This is a genomic window from Bradyrhizobium lupini, assembly GCF_040939785.1.
GTDB classification, from domain to species: Bacteria; Pseudomonadota; Alphaproteobacteria; order Rhizobiales; family Xanthobacteraceae; genus Bradyrhizobium; species Bradyrhizobium canariense_D.
This window is the reverse complement of record NZ_CP162553.1, coordinates 5,229,816-5,244,447: the sequence shown is the minus strand read 5'-3', so window position 1 is coordinate 5,244,447 and position 14,632 is coordinate 5,229,816. Positions and strand designations below refer to the sequence as shown.

15 protein-coding genes are annotated in these 14,632 nt (G+C 63.1%); 6 read left to right on the top strand and 9 right to left on the bottom strand.

Annotation, left to right across the window (positions count from 1 at the left end; genetic code table 11):
- Positions 1–3: 3 nt before the first annotated feature.
- Positions 4–3,120 carry a DEAD/DEAH box helicase gene (locus AB3L03_RS24940; protein WP_368507167.1) on the bottom strand — a complete coding sequence of 1,039 codons (3,117 nt, stop codon included), beginning with the start codon at positions 3,118–3,120 and terminating at the stop codon, positions 4–6.
- Here AB3L03_RS24940 and AB3L03_RS24935 point away from each other — a divergent pair.
- Positions 3,119–3,349 (top strand): hypothetical protein, encoded by a 231-nt coding sequence (locus AB3L03_RS24935; protein ID WP_018453923.1) that lies wholly within the window; start codon positions 3,119–3,121, stop codon positions 3,347–3,349. The genes AB3L03_RS24940 and AB3L03_RS24935 overlap by 2 nt on opposite strands.
- Before the next feature lie 159 nt (positions 3,350–3,508).
- On the opposite strand, the gene AB3L03_RS24930 is transcribed toward AB3L03_RS24935, so the two are convergent.
- Positions 3,509–3,769: a hypothetical protein gene (locus AB3L03_RS24930; protein WP_368507166.1), complete on the bottom strand. Its 261-nt coding sequence runs from the start codon at positions 3,767–3,769 to the stop codon at positions 3,509–3,511.
- A 159-nt stretch (positions 3,770–3,928) separates the two neighbouring features.
- Between AB3L03_RS24930 and AB3L03_RS24925 the strand changes: the two genes are divergently transcribed.
- Positions 3,929–4,621, top strand: a complete 693-nt coding sequence (locus AB3L03_RS24925; protein WP_368507165.1) for a DUF3750 domain-containing protein — start codon at positions 3,929–3,931, stop codon at positions 4,619–4,621.
- A gap of 286 nt (positions 4,622–4,907) precedes the next feature.
- On the opposite strand, the gene AB3L03_RS24920 is transcribed toward AB3L03_RS24925, so the two are convergent.
- The 7 genes from AB3L03_RS24920 to AB3L03_RS24890 all read right to left on the bottom strand — a co-directional run bounded on the left by AB3L03_RS24920 (position 4,908) and on the right by AB3L03_RS24890 (position 10,098).
- Positions 4,908–5,192 carry a DUF2934 domain-containing protein gene (locus AB3L03_RS24920; protein WP_039798852.1) on the bottom strand — a complete coding sequence of 95 codons (285 nt, stop codon included), beginning with the start codon at positions 5,190–5,192 and terminating at the stop codon, positions 4,908–4,910.
- A 268-nt stretch (positions 5,193–5,460) separates the two neighbouring features.
- Positions 5,461–5,622 (bottom strand): DUF2934 domain-containing protein, encoded by a 162-nt coding sequence (locus AB3L03_RS24915; protein ID WP_018453920.1) that lies wholly within the window; start codon positions 5,620–5,622, stop codon positions 5,461–5,463.
- A gap of 333 nt (positions 5,623–5,955) precedes the next feature.
- On the bottom strand, positions 5,956–6,612 hold the full coding sequence (locus AB3L03_RS24910) for a hypothetical protein (RefSeq protein WP_368507164.1): 657 nt from the start codon (positions 6,610–6,612) through the stop codon (positions 5,956–5,958).
- Between the two features lie 14 nt (positions 6,613–6,626).
- The gene (locus AB3L03_RS24905; protein WP_026232626.1) at positions 6,627–7,121 is read right to left on the bottom strand and encodes a type II 3-dehydroquinate dehydratase; all 495 of its coding nucleotides are present in this window, start codon (positions 7,119–7,121) and stop codon (positions 6,627–6,629) included.
- Positions 7,122–7,153: 32 nt separating this feature from the next.
- Positions 7,154–8,434, bottom strand: coding sequence for a TRAP transporter large permease subunit (locus AB3L03_RS24900; protein ID WP_085383158.1), 1,281 nt, complete (start codon positions 8,432–8,434; stop codon positions 7,154–7,156).
- A gap of 61 nt (positions 8,435–8,495) precedes the next feature.
- Positions 8,496–9,005, bottom strand: a complete 510-nt coding sequence (locus AB3L03_RS24895) for a TRAP transporter small permease (protein WP_085393958.1) — start codon at positions 9,003–9,005, stop codon at positions 8,496–8,498.
- Between the two features lie 76 nt (positions 9,006–9,081).
- Positions 9,082–10,098 carry a TRAP transporter substrate-binding protein gene (locus tag AB3L03_RS24890; RefSeq protein WP_368507163.1) on the bottom strand — a complete coding sequence of 339 codons (1,017 nt, stop codon included), beginning with the start codon at positions 10,096–10,098 and terminating at the stop codon, positions 9,082–9,084.
- 227 nt (positions 10,099–10,325) lie between these two features.
- Here AB3L03_RS24890 and AB3L03_RS24885 point away from each other — a divergent pair, with 227 nt between their 5' ends.
- The 4 genes from AB3L03_RS24885 to AB3L03_RS24870 all read left to right on the top strand — a co-directional run bounded on the left by AB3L03_RS24885 (position 10,326) and on the right by AB3L03_RS24870 (position 14,605).
- Positions 10,326–10,985, top strand: coding sequence for a GntR family transcriptional regulator (locus AB3L03_RS24885; protein WP_368507162.1), 660 nt, complete (start codon positions 10,326–10,328; stop codon positions 10,983–10,985).
- A 58-nt stretch (positions 10,986–11,043) separates the two neighbouring features.
- Complete coding sequence (locus tag AB3L03_RS24880) at positions 11,044–11,943, top strand: SMP-30/gluconolactonase/LRE family protein (RefSeq protein WP_368507161.1); 900 nt, start codon at positions 11,044–11,046, stop codon at positions 11,941–11,943.
- A 958-nt stretch (positions 11,944–12,901) separates the two neighbouring features.
- Positions 12,902–13,831 (top strand): Ku protein, encoded by a 930-nt coding sequence (locus tag AB3L03_RS24875; protein WP_368507160.1) that lies wholly within the window; start codon positions 12,902–12,904, stop codon positions 13,829–13,831.
- Between the two features lie 45 nt (positions 13,832–13,876).
- Positions 13,877–14,605, top strand: a complete 729-nt coding sequence (locus tag AB3L03_RS24870; protein WP_018453911.1) for a DUF72 domain-containing protein — start codon at positions 13,877–13,879, stop codon at positions 14,603–14,605.
- Positions 14,606–14,632 lie beyond the last annotated feature (27 nt).

Below are 14,632 nucleotides of genomic sequence, written 5' to 3'. Positions count from 1 at the left end.
TCCCTAGCCGTCCAGCAGGTCGAGAAACTCCTCGACCCGGCTGAACGGATCCTGGTCGCGGCGGCCGGCGTGAACAACGCGGTCGCCGTCGCGCTGCAGCGCTCCCGTCTGCGACTTCGCCCTCGATTTCCGTAGTCGCCCCGGCAGGAACGTCGCGGCGACGGCCTCGGGCCCGACATCGAGCCTGACGATACCGCGCCGCTTGCAATCGATCCGCAGCCTGGCGGAGGCGAAGAAGTCGCGGGCCTCCGGCGGCAGCCTGCCGAAACGACGCGAGATCTCCTCTTCCAGATCTTCCAGATCGTCGTCGCTCCGGCACCTGGCAGCGCGCCCATAGATCTCGAGCCGGACCGCCTCGGATTGCACGTAGCCTTCAGGCAGCATGTCGGCGAGCGGCATATTGAGATCGGGCACCCACAGATCGGCCCCGGTATCGCTGCCTCGCTCGGACGCGCGCTTCAGCAGATGACTGTAGAGCACCGGTCCGAACACCTGGACATGCCCGGACTGCTGTTCCGAGAACAGATCGCCGGCGCCCCTGAGGTCGAGGTCGCGCTCGCTGATCGCAAAGCCGGCCCCGGGCTTGCTGAACTCCTCCAGTACCGCCAGGCGCTTCTCGGACTGCTCCGAGGTCGCTTCCGTCAGCAGATGAGCAAAAGCGCGCGTGCCGCCGCGTCCCACCCGTCCCCTGAGCTGATGCAGCTGCGCAAGCCCGAACTTTTCGGGCCAGCACACCACGATGGTGTTCGCGCGCGGAATATCGAGACCGCTTTCCACGATATTGGTCGCCAGCAGCACATCCGCCTCGCCATCGACGAAACTCATCATGCGATCGTCGATCTCGTCCACGGGCAGTCTGCCGTGAAGACAGACGATGCGCAGCTCCGGCGCCACCGATTGCACCCGCGCCAGCATCGGCTCCAGATCCTGGATGCGTGGGCAGATCAGGAAGCTCTGACCGTGCCGCCTGCGCTCACGGAGCAGCGCTGCGGCAATGGCAGCATCGGACAGCGGCGCGATCCTGGTCACGATGGGAAGGCGATGAACCGGCGGCGAGGCGATCACGCTGAGGTCCCTGAAGCCGGCAAGACCCGCCGCGAGCGTGCGCGGGATCGGCGTGGCGCTCATCCACAGCGAATGGGCCCCCTTGGCGAGGCCTGAAAGCTTCGCCTTCTCGGCCGCCCCGAAATGCTGCTCTTCGTCGATGATGACGAGGCCGAGTTCGGCGAACTTCACGTCCTTTGCCGCAAGCGCCTGCGTGCCGACCACGACTTTCAGCGTGCCGCGCCGCAGCCCCTCCTTGGTCTCTCGCGTCTCCGGGCCTGAACTGGCCCGCGACAGGCTTCCCACCTCGATGCCGAGAGGGCCGAATCGCTTGCGGAAGGTTTCGACATGCTGCCGCGCCAGCACGGTCGTCGGCGCCGCGATCGCCACCTGCTTGCCGGACAGCGCCACTGCGGCCGCCGCCCGCAGCGCGACCTCGGTCTTGCCGAAGCCGACGTCACCGCAGATCACCCTGTCCATGGGATGGCCCGCCGCAAGATCGTCGAGGACGTCTTGAATCGCCTGGGCCTGGTCCACTGTCGTGAAATAGGGGAACCGCGCGACGAATTTTTCGTAAGCTGGCCCCGGCGGCACCAGTTTCGGTGCACGACGGCGGAGGCGCTGGCTGATGTGTTTGGCGAGCGCCTTGGCGGCGACCTGGATTTCCGCTTCCGCCTCGGTGCGCCGCGCCCACCAGCTGCTACCGTCCGCCTTGTCCAGCGTCAGCTTGCCGGGCTCGCCGGCATAAGGCCAGATCACGGCAAGATCGGAGGGCGGTACGAGCACGGCATTGTCGCCCGCGAATTTGAGCCTGATCATCTCGCGTCGCGATCCCTTGCCCATATCCAGGGTCTGCAAGCCATCGAGCACGGCGAGCCCGCGTTGCAGATGGACGATAGCGGCGCCCTTTTCCGGCACGTCGGGATGATCGAAAGCCGGATTCCAGGCGCGCGCCATCGGCTGCGGATGATGGGCTCGGCTGCCGAGCACGTCGGACGCGGTCACGACGACGAGCGGCTTGCGGCCGGCGCCAATGAACCCCGCGTCGAAATCGGCCAGCAGCGCGCCTTCGCGGCTCCGTGCCTTCGTCACCTCGCTCCAATCGGCCAGGCGCTCCGCCTTGATGCCGCTCATGCGCTCCATCGCGCGAAGGTCGTCCTCGACGGCCGCGACGAACAGCAGCCGCGATCCGCCGCGCTGCATGTCGGCGACGAAGGCGCGAAGCGCCTTGCGAGGCGAGGCCAGCTTCGAGAACTCCGGCGTCGAGATGAAGGCCGTCTTGCGCGGCAGCACGCTGATGCGCTTCTTCAGCTGCTTCCAGTCCGCCTGCCCCAGATATTCGCGTTCCGCATCCCTGCGGCCGGCAGCGTCCTCGATCGTGCCCAGCCAGCTCTCGGCGTGAGCCGATACCCCGGCATCCGCGATCCATCGCGCGCGGCTGCAATAATCAGGCAGTGTCGCCCGCTGTCCGCGCGTAGCTCCCAGAGCGATCCGCTCGGACATGGGATCTATGATCAATTCCGGGGTCTCGTAGACGACCTCGTGCTCGATAGGATCAACCGCGACGATCTTGCGGATCGTGTCGCCGGAATGCTCGATCCGGAAGGGAGCGAGTGCGCCGGCGGGAAACACTTCGAACGTCTTGCCATGGAACAGGACACCGCCCGGATACTCCGCCTCTTCGTCGAGATCGTAGCCGAGAGCTTCCAGCCGCGTCTCCAGCTCGGTCTCGGAATAGGGCGCGCCCACCTTCAGCGTGAGGCTCGACCGCGACCAGCTCGCCGGCAGCGGCAGCCGTTCCATGATGGCTTCCGCGGTGGACACCAGGAAGACGGGCTTCTTTGTCTTGGCGAGACGCCGCAGCACCGAGCTGCGCCGGCCCGCGATCTCGCGGGAGGGCTCGAGGCCGTCGAAGGGCAGCGTGTTCAGGCGCGGAAACACCAGCACGTCGACCGAGGGATCGAGGGCGTGGATCACGCCGCCCAGCCGCTCCGCCCTACTCTCGTCGTCGCAGAGGAAGACGAGGCCGTCGCGGCCGGACTTCTCCCACTGCTCGAGCAGATGCAGCGCCAGCATGCCGAGCGGCGATGAGGAGGCGACCGCGGAACGCGAGGCGCTCTTGTCCGGGCGCTTGCTTGTCGAGCTGGTACTTTTCGACCTCTTGCTTTTCGAACTCGTGCTCTTCGCGCTCTTGCTTATCGAGCCTACGCTTGTCGAGCTCTTGCTTTTTGTCTTTATCGCGCCGGTCGTGGCCCGGGCTTTGCTGGTGGGCGCCAATGTGTATCCAACTTTGTTTCGCAAATAGAGGCGAGCGACGACGAGCCCTCCCGTCGAGCTCCGTCGATAACGCGCCTCGGGCTTGAGCGCCCACTGACGTCATTACAATTTTGCAATTGCGTTGAAAAGCAGAGACAGGGGGCAAAGGCAAGCGGCCTGAACGGGCAGAAGGCTAACGGGCAGGCGGCTATTGCAGAACCTTCGGCAGCACCACGACCACGTCCACGCTCTGCGCGAGGATGTGCGTGGCGACCACACCGAGCTGGTGCGAGAACTCGTCCTCGATCTCGGCCGCGCAGTCTTCGTCGCTGGCAATGGCAAACAGCAGATTGCCGTCGATTTCGTCGAACCGGATGCCGGCGAAGAGGCGATCGAAAATCTCGGCGCCCGCGATGTACGCGATTCGCGCTTGGATGGCCTGGTCCTCGACGAGCGACAACTTCCTCATGGAGGCAACATATGGCCGCACCACCCGAATGCAAGAGCAGGAGAGCGCTGGCGCGGCGTGCCTTGCGAACTATATTGGTGGCATCGTCCCGCCTGATCGCCGTTTGCCCTTGAGGAAATCCTTGATCTGTTCCTGCTGCTGATCTTCCTGCCGATCGGCGTGTCGGCCGGCCGCTATTATTTGCGCGGCGACGGCCGCGGCAATTGGCAGACGGCGGATCGCTCCAGCGCCGGCCTGCTGCCGCCCGCATCGGCCAATCCGGATGCGCTGATCCGAGTGTTCGCCGCGCGCACCGTGCGCTGGCGCAGTATTTTTGCCGTCCACACCTGGATCGTCGTCAAGGAGAAGGGCGCCACAACCTATAGCCGATACGACTACACGGCCTGGGGCGACCCTGTTCGCAGCAACGGCTTTCCGCCCGACGGCCGCTGGTTCGGAGCCCTCCCGGAAACGGTGGTCGCCGTCGATGGCGCGCGGGCCGAAGCGCTGATTCCGAAGATCCGTGCCGTCATCGAGAATTACAAGTTCCGCGCCTATGGCGACTACAGCGCCTGGCCGGGACCGAATTCCAACACCTTCGTGCAGGCGGCGCTGGATGCTGTTCCCGAGCTGCGTGCCGTGCTGCCGCCGACCGCTATCGGCAAGGACTTTCCCTACAGCGGACGCTGGGCCGGCATCACGGCGTCCGGCACCGGGCTCTACGCCTCGCTGTCGGGCTATCTCGGCATGACCATCGGCTGGGTCGAAGGGGTCGAGATCAATTTCCTCGGCGCGGTGCTCGGCCTCGACATCCGCCGCCCCGCGCTGAAGCTTCCAGGCATAGGCCGCCTCGGTGTCGCGGCCGGCGCATAGGCCAATGACGGGCCGTCCCATCAAAGTCGGCGCCCTCCCAAGCTTCCTGACACATCGCCCCTTCCAATGTGTGCTTCAGGTCACAGCAGAATCGAGCGCCGTCGCGTAGATTGATCTTGCATGGCCGCAAACAAGGTAACGGCGGTACGCATGAGGCTGGAGAGGCGACCAACAGCTACGAAACTTTTGAAGCCGCCAGGGTGAAGAGCTCGGCGGCTTTTTCTCTGTCCAGGAACGCGCGGCCGAGCTTGTTCGCTGCCGATGTGGCTACCGGCAGCGCCAGCTACTATCGTTTCTCTGAATCCGAGGACCTCCGCTGATCGCGCTCTTCTTCGATCTGCCGTTCCGCTTCGACCCAGAACTCCACATCGCGATCGGCCGGGCGACCGGCCTGCTCCCAGAGCTCGTACGCGCGCGCTCGTACCTTGCCGCGCCGCATCATGCGAAGGAGCTTTTGCTTCAGCTCCTCGGCGAAACTCCTGAATCGCTGGACGGTGGTTTCGTCTTTAACGAGCGCAGCCGCTCGCGTTGCGAGTTCGATCTGGTGCTCTATCTTTTGCTGCTCATCCACCGCAAACCCCGCCGTAGCCACCGGCCTGCGTCGCAGCCCGTGCTGCTCACAACCTCAATTCCTGCTGGAAGGCTTCTGTTCCGCCTTCAATGCCAGGTCGTGTCAGCTTCGACGATCACCACTCTTGTTTCGGGATCTTCCGTCGTGTTGCAGGTGCAGGGCATGCCCTCACCACAGCGGCAGCCGCCCAATTCCTCGCTCCAGGCGCGGAGCGGATGGTTTACGCAGACCCATCCCAGACCGTGGCAGAATGGGCAGCCCTTGTTGGTCACAGCGTATCCGGCGTCCGCATCGGGTTCGACTTGTCCTCGTTGCGCAACTCCTGCTCGGCCGCGTGCCAGAACTCGTCCTCGCGGCCTTCCGGCTTGCCCGCCTGTTCCCACAAGCGGTGCGCGCGTTCTCTGATGTCGTGATCGGTCGGCTCCGGCATTGCATCTCCTGCGAAGAGACACGGCCCCACCCTGGGGGGTATGGGGGCTTGGAGGCGGGGCCGTGCAGGCCAGCAAATCGGCGGCGACGCTGGCCCGCTGAGTCAAGCCTCGATGGTGCGCAAGAGTTCCTACCGGAGCGGCGAACACGCGAGCTCGAACGAAGCCCGCTCTCGCCGCCTTTACAGGCCTCGGGATGGAGCGGTGCACTCCTGACGCGGAGCGTTCCTCAGGTATCGGGATGCCACGTCAGCCAGCAATCCAGACGAATCTGACGTCGGGCAGCAGGCGGCGCAAGCTCGAGCAAGTCACCGCGACGAGCGAGAACGTTGTCATCAGCCGAAATCTGCGATACGGGCGTCGAGCGCAAACATGCTTTGATAAACTTCCGGCTCGCTCGCCCCGGTCATCACGTCGGGCGCAAGCTCGCTCGCCCGCTGCAAGGCGCCCTGCAACGACGCGACGTCGAGCGCCTCGATCAGCAAAAGTCCGGCGAAAAAGCCCTCGTTCTTCCGCATGCCCTTCTCGGTCGTCCGCACCGATGTCCGCGCCTCGTCGGTCGCGCCGATCTGCACCGCGGCAACCCCGTCGCACGCAACGAGCGCCTGAGCCAGACCCTGGGGATCCTTCGGCAACGTCTCGATCCGCAGCGCCACGATCGATGCGCCCTCGCCCCGCCCTCCCCGCGCAATCATGACGCCGCCGCCCCGCATGAAATTGCCAAGCTTCGGCATGATGCGCCGGGACCACGGCGTCGGTGCGTTGAGGCGCGCCAGATAAGCCTCGCCGTCGAGGACCTCCGGCGTCCCCAGCTCGTACAGAATGAAGAAGCGGTTGATGTCGTCCCTTGCCGCGCGGAAGACACGCGATGCCAGGAAGCCCTTCGTCGTCACGCGCTCGGTCGTGTGCTCACGCGTCAGCCAGTGCCGGTAGTCGGTCAGGTCGTGAGCCTCGACGTCGCTCCAGATGGCGAGAAATCCCGTGCCGCGCATCCCGCCCTCCATGCCTACGCCTTGCCGCCGGCCGCAAGCCCGTGCAGAGCCGGTGCGATGGTCGCAGGCAATTGCCCTAGCCGTTGGACCGCCGCGAGCATCGCGGCGAGATAACCATAGGGACCCAGGCCGCAAATGACTGCCGTGGAGGCGCTCGACGTGATCGAGTGGCGGTGCAGCTCGTCCCGCGCGTGGATGTTCGAGATATGCACCTCGATCTTTACACCCTCGAAAATCTTCAGCGCATCGATCAGCGCGATCGAGGTGAATGAATAGGCCGCGGGGTTCATGATGATGGCGTCCGCGTTGCCATGGGCGGACTGGATCAGGCTGACGAGTTCGCCCTCCATGTTCGATTGATGGAACGACATCGAAACCCCGAGCTGGTCGGCCAGCGCCTTGCAGCTCGCCTCGATCTCCCCGAGCGTCGTCGAGCCGTAGATGTGGGGCTCGCGGATGCCGAGGAAATTGAGATTGGGTCCGTTGAGGATCATGATCCTTGCGGCCATTTTCGCTTGTCCTTCTTTTGTTGCCGACGCGTCTAGCCGCTGAACCACTTGGCCGGGATCGTCACCAGCCCCGGGAATAGCACCATCGCGAACAGGACGATCAGTTGCGCGATCAAGAAGGGCCAGACGCCCTTGATGATGTCCTCCATGCTGATCCTGGAGACGCCGCAAACCACGTTCAGCACGATACCGACCGGTGGCGTGATGAGGCCGATCGCATTATTGATGATGAAGAGGACACCAAAGTAGACGGGATCGATGCCCGCCGCCTTGACGATCGGCATCAGGATCGGCGTGAGGATGAGGATGGTCGGCGTCATGTCGAGAGCCGTCCCCACGATCACCACCACGACCATGATCGCCAGCATCAGGAGCGTGTTGTTGCCCATGAAGGGCTTCAGCAGGGTGACGATCTGTGCCGAAATCTCGGACACGGTGATGAGCCAGGACGACACCAGCGCGGCTGCCACGAGAAACATGACGATGCTCGTCGTCAAGGCCGAGGAGACGAACACCTCGTAAAGCTGCGACAGCTTCAATTCCCGATAGATGCAGGTCGCAACGAACAGCGAATAGACGGCGACGACCACTGCGGCTTCCGTCGGCGTGAAGATGCCGAAACGCAGGCCGACCACGATGATGACCGGCAGCATCAACGCCCAGAAGCCGTCGACCACCGCTTTCACCATTTCCGAGAGCGATGCTCTTGGCGGGGGCGTCAGGTTCTCCTGGCGGACCACCCACCACCAGGCCAGGCAGAGCCCCGCCCCGAGCAACAGCCCGGGGACGATCCCGGCCAGAAACAGTTTCGAGATCGACACGCCCGCGGCGACACCGAAAATGACGAATCCGATGCTGGGCGGAATCACGGGCGCGATGATGCCGCCGGCCGCGACCAGACCCGCCGCATAGGATTTCTTGTGGCCCGCCGCCACCATCATCGGCACCAGCAGGGCAGCCAGTGCCGCGGCATCGGCTGCCGCGGAGCCCGAGAGCGACGCAAGGATGCAGGACGCGAGGATCGTGACGTAACCAAGGCCGCCGCGAAAATGGCCGACCGCGACGAGCGCAACGTTGACGATTCGCTTGGCCAAACCACCCTTGTTCATGACCTCGCCGGCGAGCATGAAGAAGGGAATGGCCATGAGCGGAAAGCTGTCCGCGCCGTTGATGACGTTCTGCGCCACGATCTGCGCGTCGAACATGTCGATCGTGCTCATCAGGGCCACGCCGCAGACGATCAGCGCAAAGGCGATCGGCATGCCCAGCGCCATGGCGCCGAGCAGCGAGAGGGTGAAGACGGCAATCGTCATGGCATGATCCCGGTGATTTTCAGGATGTGAGCGCCGGGCGGCACGATACGAGGAGACAGCATCAGTGCTCCTCCGATTCCCTGACGGCTACCATGTCGGCTTCGCTGGCCTGTCCGGAAATGACGCGGAACAGGTCGTAGAGAAGGATCACTCCGGCCGAAACGCCGAAGATCACGCCGACGCCATAGAAGATGCCGAGCGAGAGGCCGGTCGCCGGCGCGCGGTCGTCGATATTGATGATCGTCTGCCGCCAACTTCCCGAGAGCAGAAGCCAGTCGGCGAACAGCATCAGGACGTAGCTGACGATGAAGCAGATGCGTTTGCCGTAAGCCGGCAGCATCCGCACAAGGCTATCGACGCCGAGATGGGCGTGCTCACGCATTGCCACGACCGCACCGAGGAAAGTCAGCCAGACCAGGAGCCAGCGCGACAGCTCCTCGGAAATCGCAATACCGGAGTTGAAGCCGTAGCGCAGGACAACGTTGCCGAAAACCAGCACCACCATCACCGCAAGAAATGCGGCGATGATGCCCTTCAGCAGGGTGCAATAGAGGTCGAGAATTCGCGCCATGCGTGCCGTCCGGGCAAAGTCGGGTTCAGAGCCGGCCCACTGGCCGGCTCTGCCTCTTGCATGCTGACGAGGTCGACTATTTCACGTCCTTGCGGATGCGATCGAGCTCGTCGTTGAACAGCTTGACCGCCTCCGGCTTGAGATTGGCGGCAATCTTGTCGACGACCGGCTGCGCCGTCTTGCGCATCCGATCGAGCTCTTCCGGCGCGACGGTGTTGTACTGCATGCCCTTCGCCTGCAATTCAGAGAGGGCTTTTTCAGTCTGAAGGCGGGTCTGCTCCTTTTGATAGCCTCGGCTTTCCTCGTACGCCTCGCGCATCAGGCGCTGCTCGGTCGGCGAGAGCTTGTCCCAGAACGCCTTGCTCACGAGGATGATGTTCAGGGTGAAGGTGTGATTGGTGGCGGAAACGTATTTTTGCACTTCGTAGAACTTGTTGGAGAGAATGACCGTGAAGGGGTTCTCCTCGCCGTCGACTGTGCGGGTCTCCAGCGCCGAATAGAGTTCGCCGAAGGCCATCGGAACGGGATTGGCCTTGAAGGATCCGAAGGTCTCGAGATAGACCGGGTTCGGAATGACGCGGAGCTTGAGGCCGTTGAAATCCTCGACCTTGGTGATCGGCCGCGTGCTGTTGGTGACGTTGCGGAAGCCGAGGCCCCAATAGCCCAGACCGATCAATCCCTTCGACGGCAACGTATCGAGCATCGACGTGCCGAATTTTCCGGTGCCGAGAGCATCCGCCTGCTCGATGGTCTTCACGATGAATGGAAAGTCGATGAGGCCGAACTCCGGCACGACGGTTGCGAGCGACGTCGTCGAGGCCGACAGCATTTCCTGCGTGCCGCCGCGTAGCGCGGATTGCTGCTGCAGCTCGTTGCCGAGCTGCGAGGCCGCGAACTCACGAATCTTCATCTTGCCCCCGCTCTTCGCCAGCAGGATCTCCGCAAATTTCTGCACCCCCGCGCTGACGGGGTGATCGGTGTTGTTCAGGTGTCCCCACCTGATCGTGCGCTCCTGAATGTCCTCAGCGGATGCACCGACCGTCAGCGCCACGCAGATCGCCGTCGCAGACAGCGCCCGTACCAACAACCTCATTTTGACCTCCCTGTTCGATCGGGGCACGACGGCGGCTTGAGCCATTCTTTTCTGCACCCTCAGGTCAATCAAAAAACATAACTACATATTTCGGTCAAATGATAAATCGTAGTTCTTCTGAGATTTTTAAATACATCTGTTGTTAGGCGTCTGCTATATTGCTGGTAACATTGATAGTTCAGCCGCCCGCCACGGGGCGTTGCGCGCATATTGCGGGATCGGAGAGCATGACGTCACTCGAGGGGCGCCCCTTGTCGGCGGGCGACAGCGGTTATCAGCGGATTCGATCCGACATCATTTTCGGCGTGCTGACGCCGTCCGGACGTCTCAAGCTCGACGCCATGAGGGAGGACTACGGCGTCAGCATCTCCACGCTGCGCGAGATCCTCAATCGTCTGACCTCCGAGGGATTCGTGGTCGCGGAGGGCCAGCGCGGCTTCGAGGTGGCGCCGATATCCATCCAGAACCTGCGTGAACTCGCCGGCCTGCGCATCCTGCTGGAGCAGCATGCAATGGCCGAGTCGTTTCGTGCCGGCGACGTCGAGTGGGAGGGCCGCGTGGTGTCCGCGCATCACAAGCTGGCGGCCACCGAACGCACCGTCCTCAAGGAGGGGGACGATCCCGAGCTGCGCAAACGCTACGACGGCGAATTCCACCAGGCTCTCATCTCGAGTTGCGGCTCGCGCGAGCTGATGCAGACCCACGCGATCGTGTTCGACAAATATTTCCGCTATGCGCTGCGCTACCGCGGCGCGGAGACGATCAACCAGCACAAGGCGCTGCTCGAATGCGCCCTCAAGCGCGACATCAAAGGCGCCAAAACCGTGCTTACCGACCACATCAACGGGTGCGTCGCGCACGCCCTCGCCTCCTGGAACGAGGATTGATCGTCCGCGGCCTGACGTCGTTCGGAGAGAGCGCTCGTCGCTGCAATCGGATTTCGGGATGACTCCTGACATGATTCCCGCGCATCGGGTCGAGACCGCGGTCGCCACAGGCGACATCCTCGGCGAAACGCCATTGTGGTGCGACAGCTCCCGCAAGCTGTGGTGGGTCGACATCGACCGGCGGCTGCATCAATCCTTCGATCCGGCGACAGGCGCGCATCAGGTTATTCCGTACGCATGCAACTTCCTCGGCAGTCAGGCCTTGACGGCGGATGGCTCCCACCTGCTCGCGCAGGATCTGAGGCTTTATCGCCGCGCGTTCGATGACGATCCTCCAGGTCAGCTCTGCGAGGTCGAAAGCGGCCTCGACAATCGCCTGAACGACGGGCGCGTCGACGCGCGGGGCCGGCTGTGGATCGGCACCATGGACAACCAGCTGCATCGGCCGAACGGAGCGCTGTATCGGGTGGACGCGGACGGCCGGACAACGCGCATGTTCGGCGATGTCATCGTGACGAACGGCATCGCGTTCTCGCCCGACAATCGCACGCTCTACTTCACGGACACGAGGCGTTACCGCACCTGGCAGTTCGACTTCGATCTCGATGACGGCGCGATTAGCAACAGACGGCTGTTCGCGGATTACAGCGCCTCCGGCGAGAGGCCCGACGGCGCGTGCATCGACGCTGCGGGCGGACTGTGGACCGCATTCTTCTCCGGCGGCCGGGTGGTGCGCTATCGGCCGGACGGCCGGATCGATACCGTCATTCCGATGCCGGCGACCAATCCGACCTGCGTATGCTTCGGCGGAGCCGATCTGAAGACCCTGTTCGTGACGACGGCGAGAAAGTTTCTTGATCGCGAGCAACTGGGCCGCGAACCCCAGGCGGGTCATGTTCTGGCCATTGATGGCATTGCACAGGGACTTCCAGAGCATCGCTTCGGCAATTCATCCTGAGCGCCTGCCACCGAGACGTCGCGGCACATGACGCGACCAGGCATTCAAACAGCGGACATGATTTCTCGTTCTCGCGGCGCGTTTCGCCCGAGCTTTGCTTCGTCACTCCGCCCTCATATCCAAGAGGGCGCAGGGAAGGCCGGGTGCCGGCTGGCACCCGCGGTCCGCTGCGCGAAAAGCACACGCAGGAAAACCGCACAGCAGCATACAGGTGTAGCCAATCACTCGGCCTTCCCTGCGCGACGGTTGGACGGCTTATGCCGTGCTCTCCCGGGAGCCGAGTTCTCTTTGGCCTCCCTCGCCTCGCGAATTTGGATGATGCTGTCTGCCCGGTTGGGCTCGCACACACCTCCGCGAAAGCTTGACCGTAGCAACGACGGCCAGGACCACACGGTTTTGCCGTACGCACGGCCCGCCATTTCGCCGCAGTTTTTCCAGCCCTGTCGACGAAGCCGAAAACTTACAGGCGAGACGAAGCCTAGCAGCGCCGCTCGTCCGCACGCGGTTGCGGGCTCACAGGGTCTACCCGCCCTGCCCGCACCATCTCGTACCGACGCTGCCGCGTCCATCGCAAGCCCGGCTCGCAATCAAGACGACAACGAGATCGCCCCTCAAGGATGAGCGACACATACGCCGTTTCCGAATTTCGGTAAAGTGGAATATTTTTGCGGAGAGGGATTGACGGGAGAAGGGTGTGTTGCCCGACGGGCTGGGTTGCCGCTTCCCTAGAGCAAGGGATTGGCCGTTTTCCACAGAGGTCTAATCACCGCGGAGTGCCAGGGATTGCGTCACCGATACACGTTCTTATTTTGTTCGTTGGGTTAAGACTGCCCGCCATCTATTCCGGGCGCTTGACCGGGATCTAGCATCAATTTGCGGTGGACACCTGCGGGCGGTGTCGGAACTGTGTCGCGCCGTTCGTCTTGAGTCCAAGTCCCCTTATGGAGTTTTGCGTACCATGGCCCCCCGCGCGAACTGGAAAGGCTTTTTGCGTCTCTCGTTGGTCACCTGTCCCGTGGCGCTCTACCCAGCTACGTCGGAGAGCGAGAAGATCTCCTTCAACCAGCTCAACCGTCAGACCGGTCATCGGATCAAGTACCTGAAAGTCGACGCCGACACCGGCGACGAGGTGCCCAACGAGGACATCGTTAAGGGCTACCAGCTCGAGAAGGACCAGTTCATCGAGGTGACCAAGGAGGAGCTTGAGGAGATCGCGCTGGAATCCACGCGGACCATCGAGATCGATGAGTTCGTAGACAAGGCCGAGATCGATCCGCGCTACCTAATTCGCCCCTACTACATCCGTCCGGACGGAAAAGTCGGCCACGACGCCTTCGCGGTCATCCGCGAGACCATCCGCGAGATGAACAAGGTTGCGATCGGGCGCGTGGCGCTCACCAACCGAGAGCACATCATTGCGCTCGAGCCGATGGACAAGGGTCTGGTCGGCACCTTGCTGCGGTATCCCTACGAGGTTCGTAGCGAGCAGGAATACTTCGACGAGATCCAGGACGTCAAAGTGACGAAGGACATGCTCGATCTGGCCAGGCACATCGTGAACCAGAAGGCGGGATCATTCGAGCCGGAGAAGTTCGAGGACCATTATGAAAGCGCGCTGATCGAGCTCATCAACCAGAAGCGCACCGGCAAGCCGATCGCGCCGAAGGATCGGCCGAAAGGCGAGAACGTCGTCGATCTGATGGACGCGCTACGCAAGAGCGTCGGCGGGGCAGCAGCAAAGACCGAGGCTCCGAAAAAGCCTGCCAAGAAGACGAAGAAGGCTGCCGCGGCTCAGAAGGAGATGCTGATGCCGATCGCCGGTAAGAAGCTGGCTAAGGAAGCGGCGGCGAAGAAGCCGACAGCAGGGACGCGGCGGAAGTCGGCGTGAGATTGTGAAACATCCGGTGATACCCGATGGCAGTTTCGGACTGACATGGAAGAGGCCGCGCATGTCAAGGCTGAGCTGCGGCTCGGCACAGCGGGATGGAATGTTCCGCGAGTCTGCAAGGAAAGAGTTGGCGGGGTAGGTAGCCAGCTTGAACGCTACGCGCGGGTGTTGAACGCCACCGAGATCAACTCATCATTTCATAAGCCGCACCGGCGTTCGACCTATGAGAAATGGGCGAACGCGACGCCAGATGATTTCCGCTTTTCGGTAAAGGTGCCGAAGTCTGTTACTCACTCGTCACAGCTTGCGCAGGGTGAACTCGATCGGTTCATCGAAGAGAGCGCCGGACTTGGTGCGAAGCTCGGGGTTTTGCTCGTTCAGTTTGCGCCTCGCAAAATGTTCGTTGAGTCCGATGCGGAGTTCCTGTTCCGCGCGCTGCAGGAAAAGACCTCAGCCGCTCTCGCGTGCGAGCCGCGTCACGTCAGCTGGTTTACGCCCGAGGTCGGCGCCTGGCTCGGGGAACGTCGGATTGCCCGTGTCGCCGCGGATCCGGCGCGGGGGACCGATGCCGACCTGCCGGGCGGGTGGCCTAGTCTGCGCTATTTTCGATTGCATGGAGCGCCGCGCATTTACTACTCCGCGTACGACGGGGCGTTCCTGCGATCGCTGAAGCTGCGGCTCGGTGCTGCGTCGTCATCTAGTGAGACCTGGTGCATCTTCGACAACACCGCAGCCGGCGCAGCGATCGAGAACGCACTAGACTTGCTCGCTTGAAGGGCCTTTTGGCAATAGTCCGCTGAT

Excerpts from the sequence above, each read along its gene's own strand:
- AB3L03_RS24900 (WP_085383158.1), bottom strand. The coding sequence starts at position 8,434 with ATGACGATTGCCGTCTTCACCCTCTCGCTGCTCGGCGCCATGGCGCTG.
- AB3L03_RS24870 (WP_018453911.1), top strand. The coding sequence starts at position 13,877 with ATGGAAGAGGCCGCGCATGTCAAGGCTGAGCTGCGGCTCGGCACAGCG.
- AB3L03_RS24940 (WP_368507167.1), bottom strand. The coding sequence starts at position 3,120 with ATGCTGGCGCTGCATCTGCTCGAGCAGTGGGAGAAGTCCGGCCGCGAC.
- AB3L03_RS24910 (WP_368507164.1), bottom strand. The coding sequence starts at position 6,612 with ATGCGCGGCACGGGATTTCTCGCCATCTGGAGCGACGTCGAGGCTCAC.
- AB3L03_RS24885 (WP_368507162.1), top strand. The coding sequence starts at position 10,326 with ATGACGTCACTCGAGGGGCGCCCCTTGTCGGCGGGCGACAGCGGTTAT.
- AB3L03_RS24880 (WP_368507161.1), top strand. The coding sequence starts at position 11,044 with ATGACTCCTGACATGATTCCCGCGCATCGGGTCGAGACCGCGGTCGCC.
- AB3L03_RS24930 (WP_368507166.1), bottom strand. The coding sequence starts at position 3,769 with ATGAGGAAGTTGTCGCTCGTCGAGGACCAGGCCATCCAAGCGCGAATC.
- AB3L03_RS24875 (WP_368507160.1), top strand. The coding sequence starts at position 12,902 with ATGGCCCCCCGCGCGAACTGGAAAGGCTTTTTGCGTCTCTCGTTGGTC.
- AB3L03_RS24895 (WP_085393958.1), bottom strand. The coding sequence starts at position 9,005 with ATGGCGCGAATTCTCGACCTCTATTGCACCCTGCTGAAGGGCATCATC.
- AB3L03_RS24915 (WP_018453920.1), bottom strand. The coding sequence starts at position 5,622 with ATGCCGGAGCCGACCGATCACGACATCAGAGAACGCGCGCACCGCTTG.
- AB3L03_RS24890 (WP_368507163.1), bottom strand. The coding sequence starts at position 10,098 with ATGAGGTTGTTGGTACGGGCGCTGTCTGCGACGGCGATCTGCGTGGCG.
- AB3L03_RS24905 (WP_026232626.1), bottom strand. The coding sequence starts at position 7,121 with ATGGCCGCAAGGATCATGATCCTCAACGGACCCAATCTCAATTTCCTC.
- AB3L03_RS24935 (WP_018453923.1), top strand. The coding sequence starts at position 3,119 with ATGCCGAGCGGCGATGAGGAGGCGACCGCGGAACGCGAGGCGCTCTTG.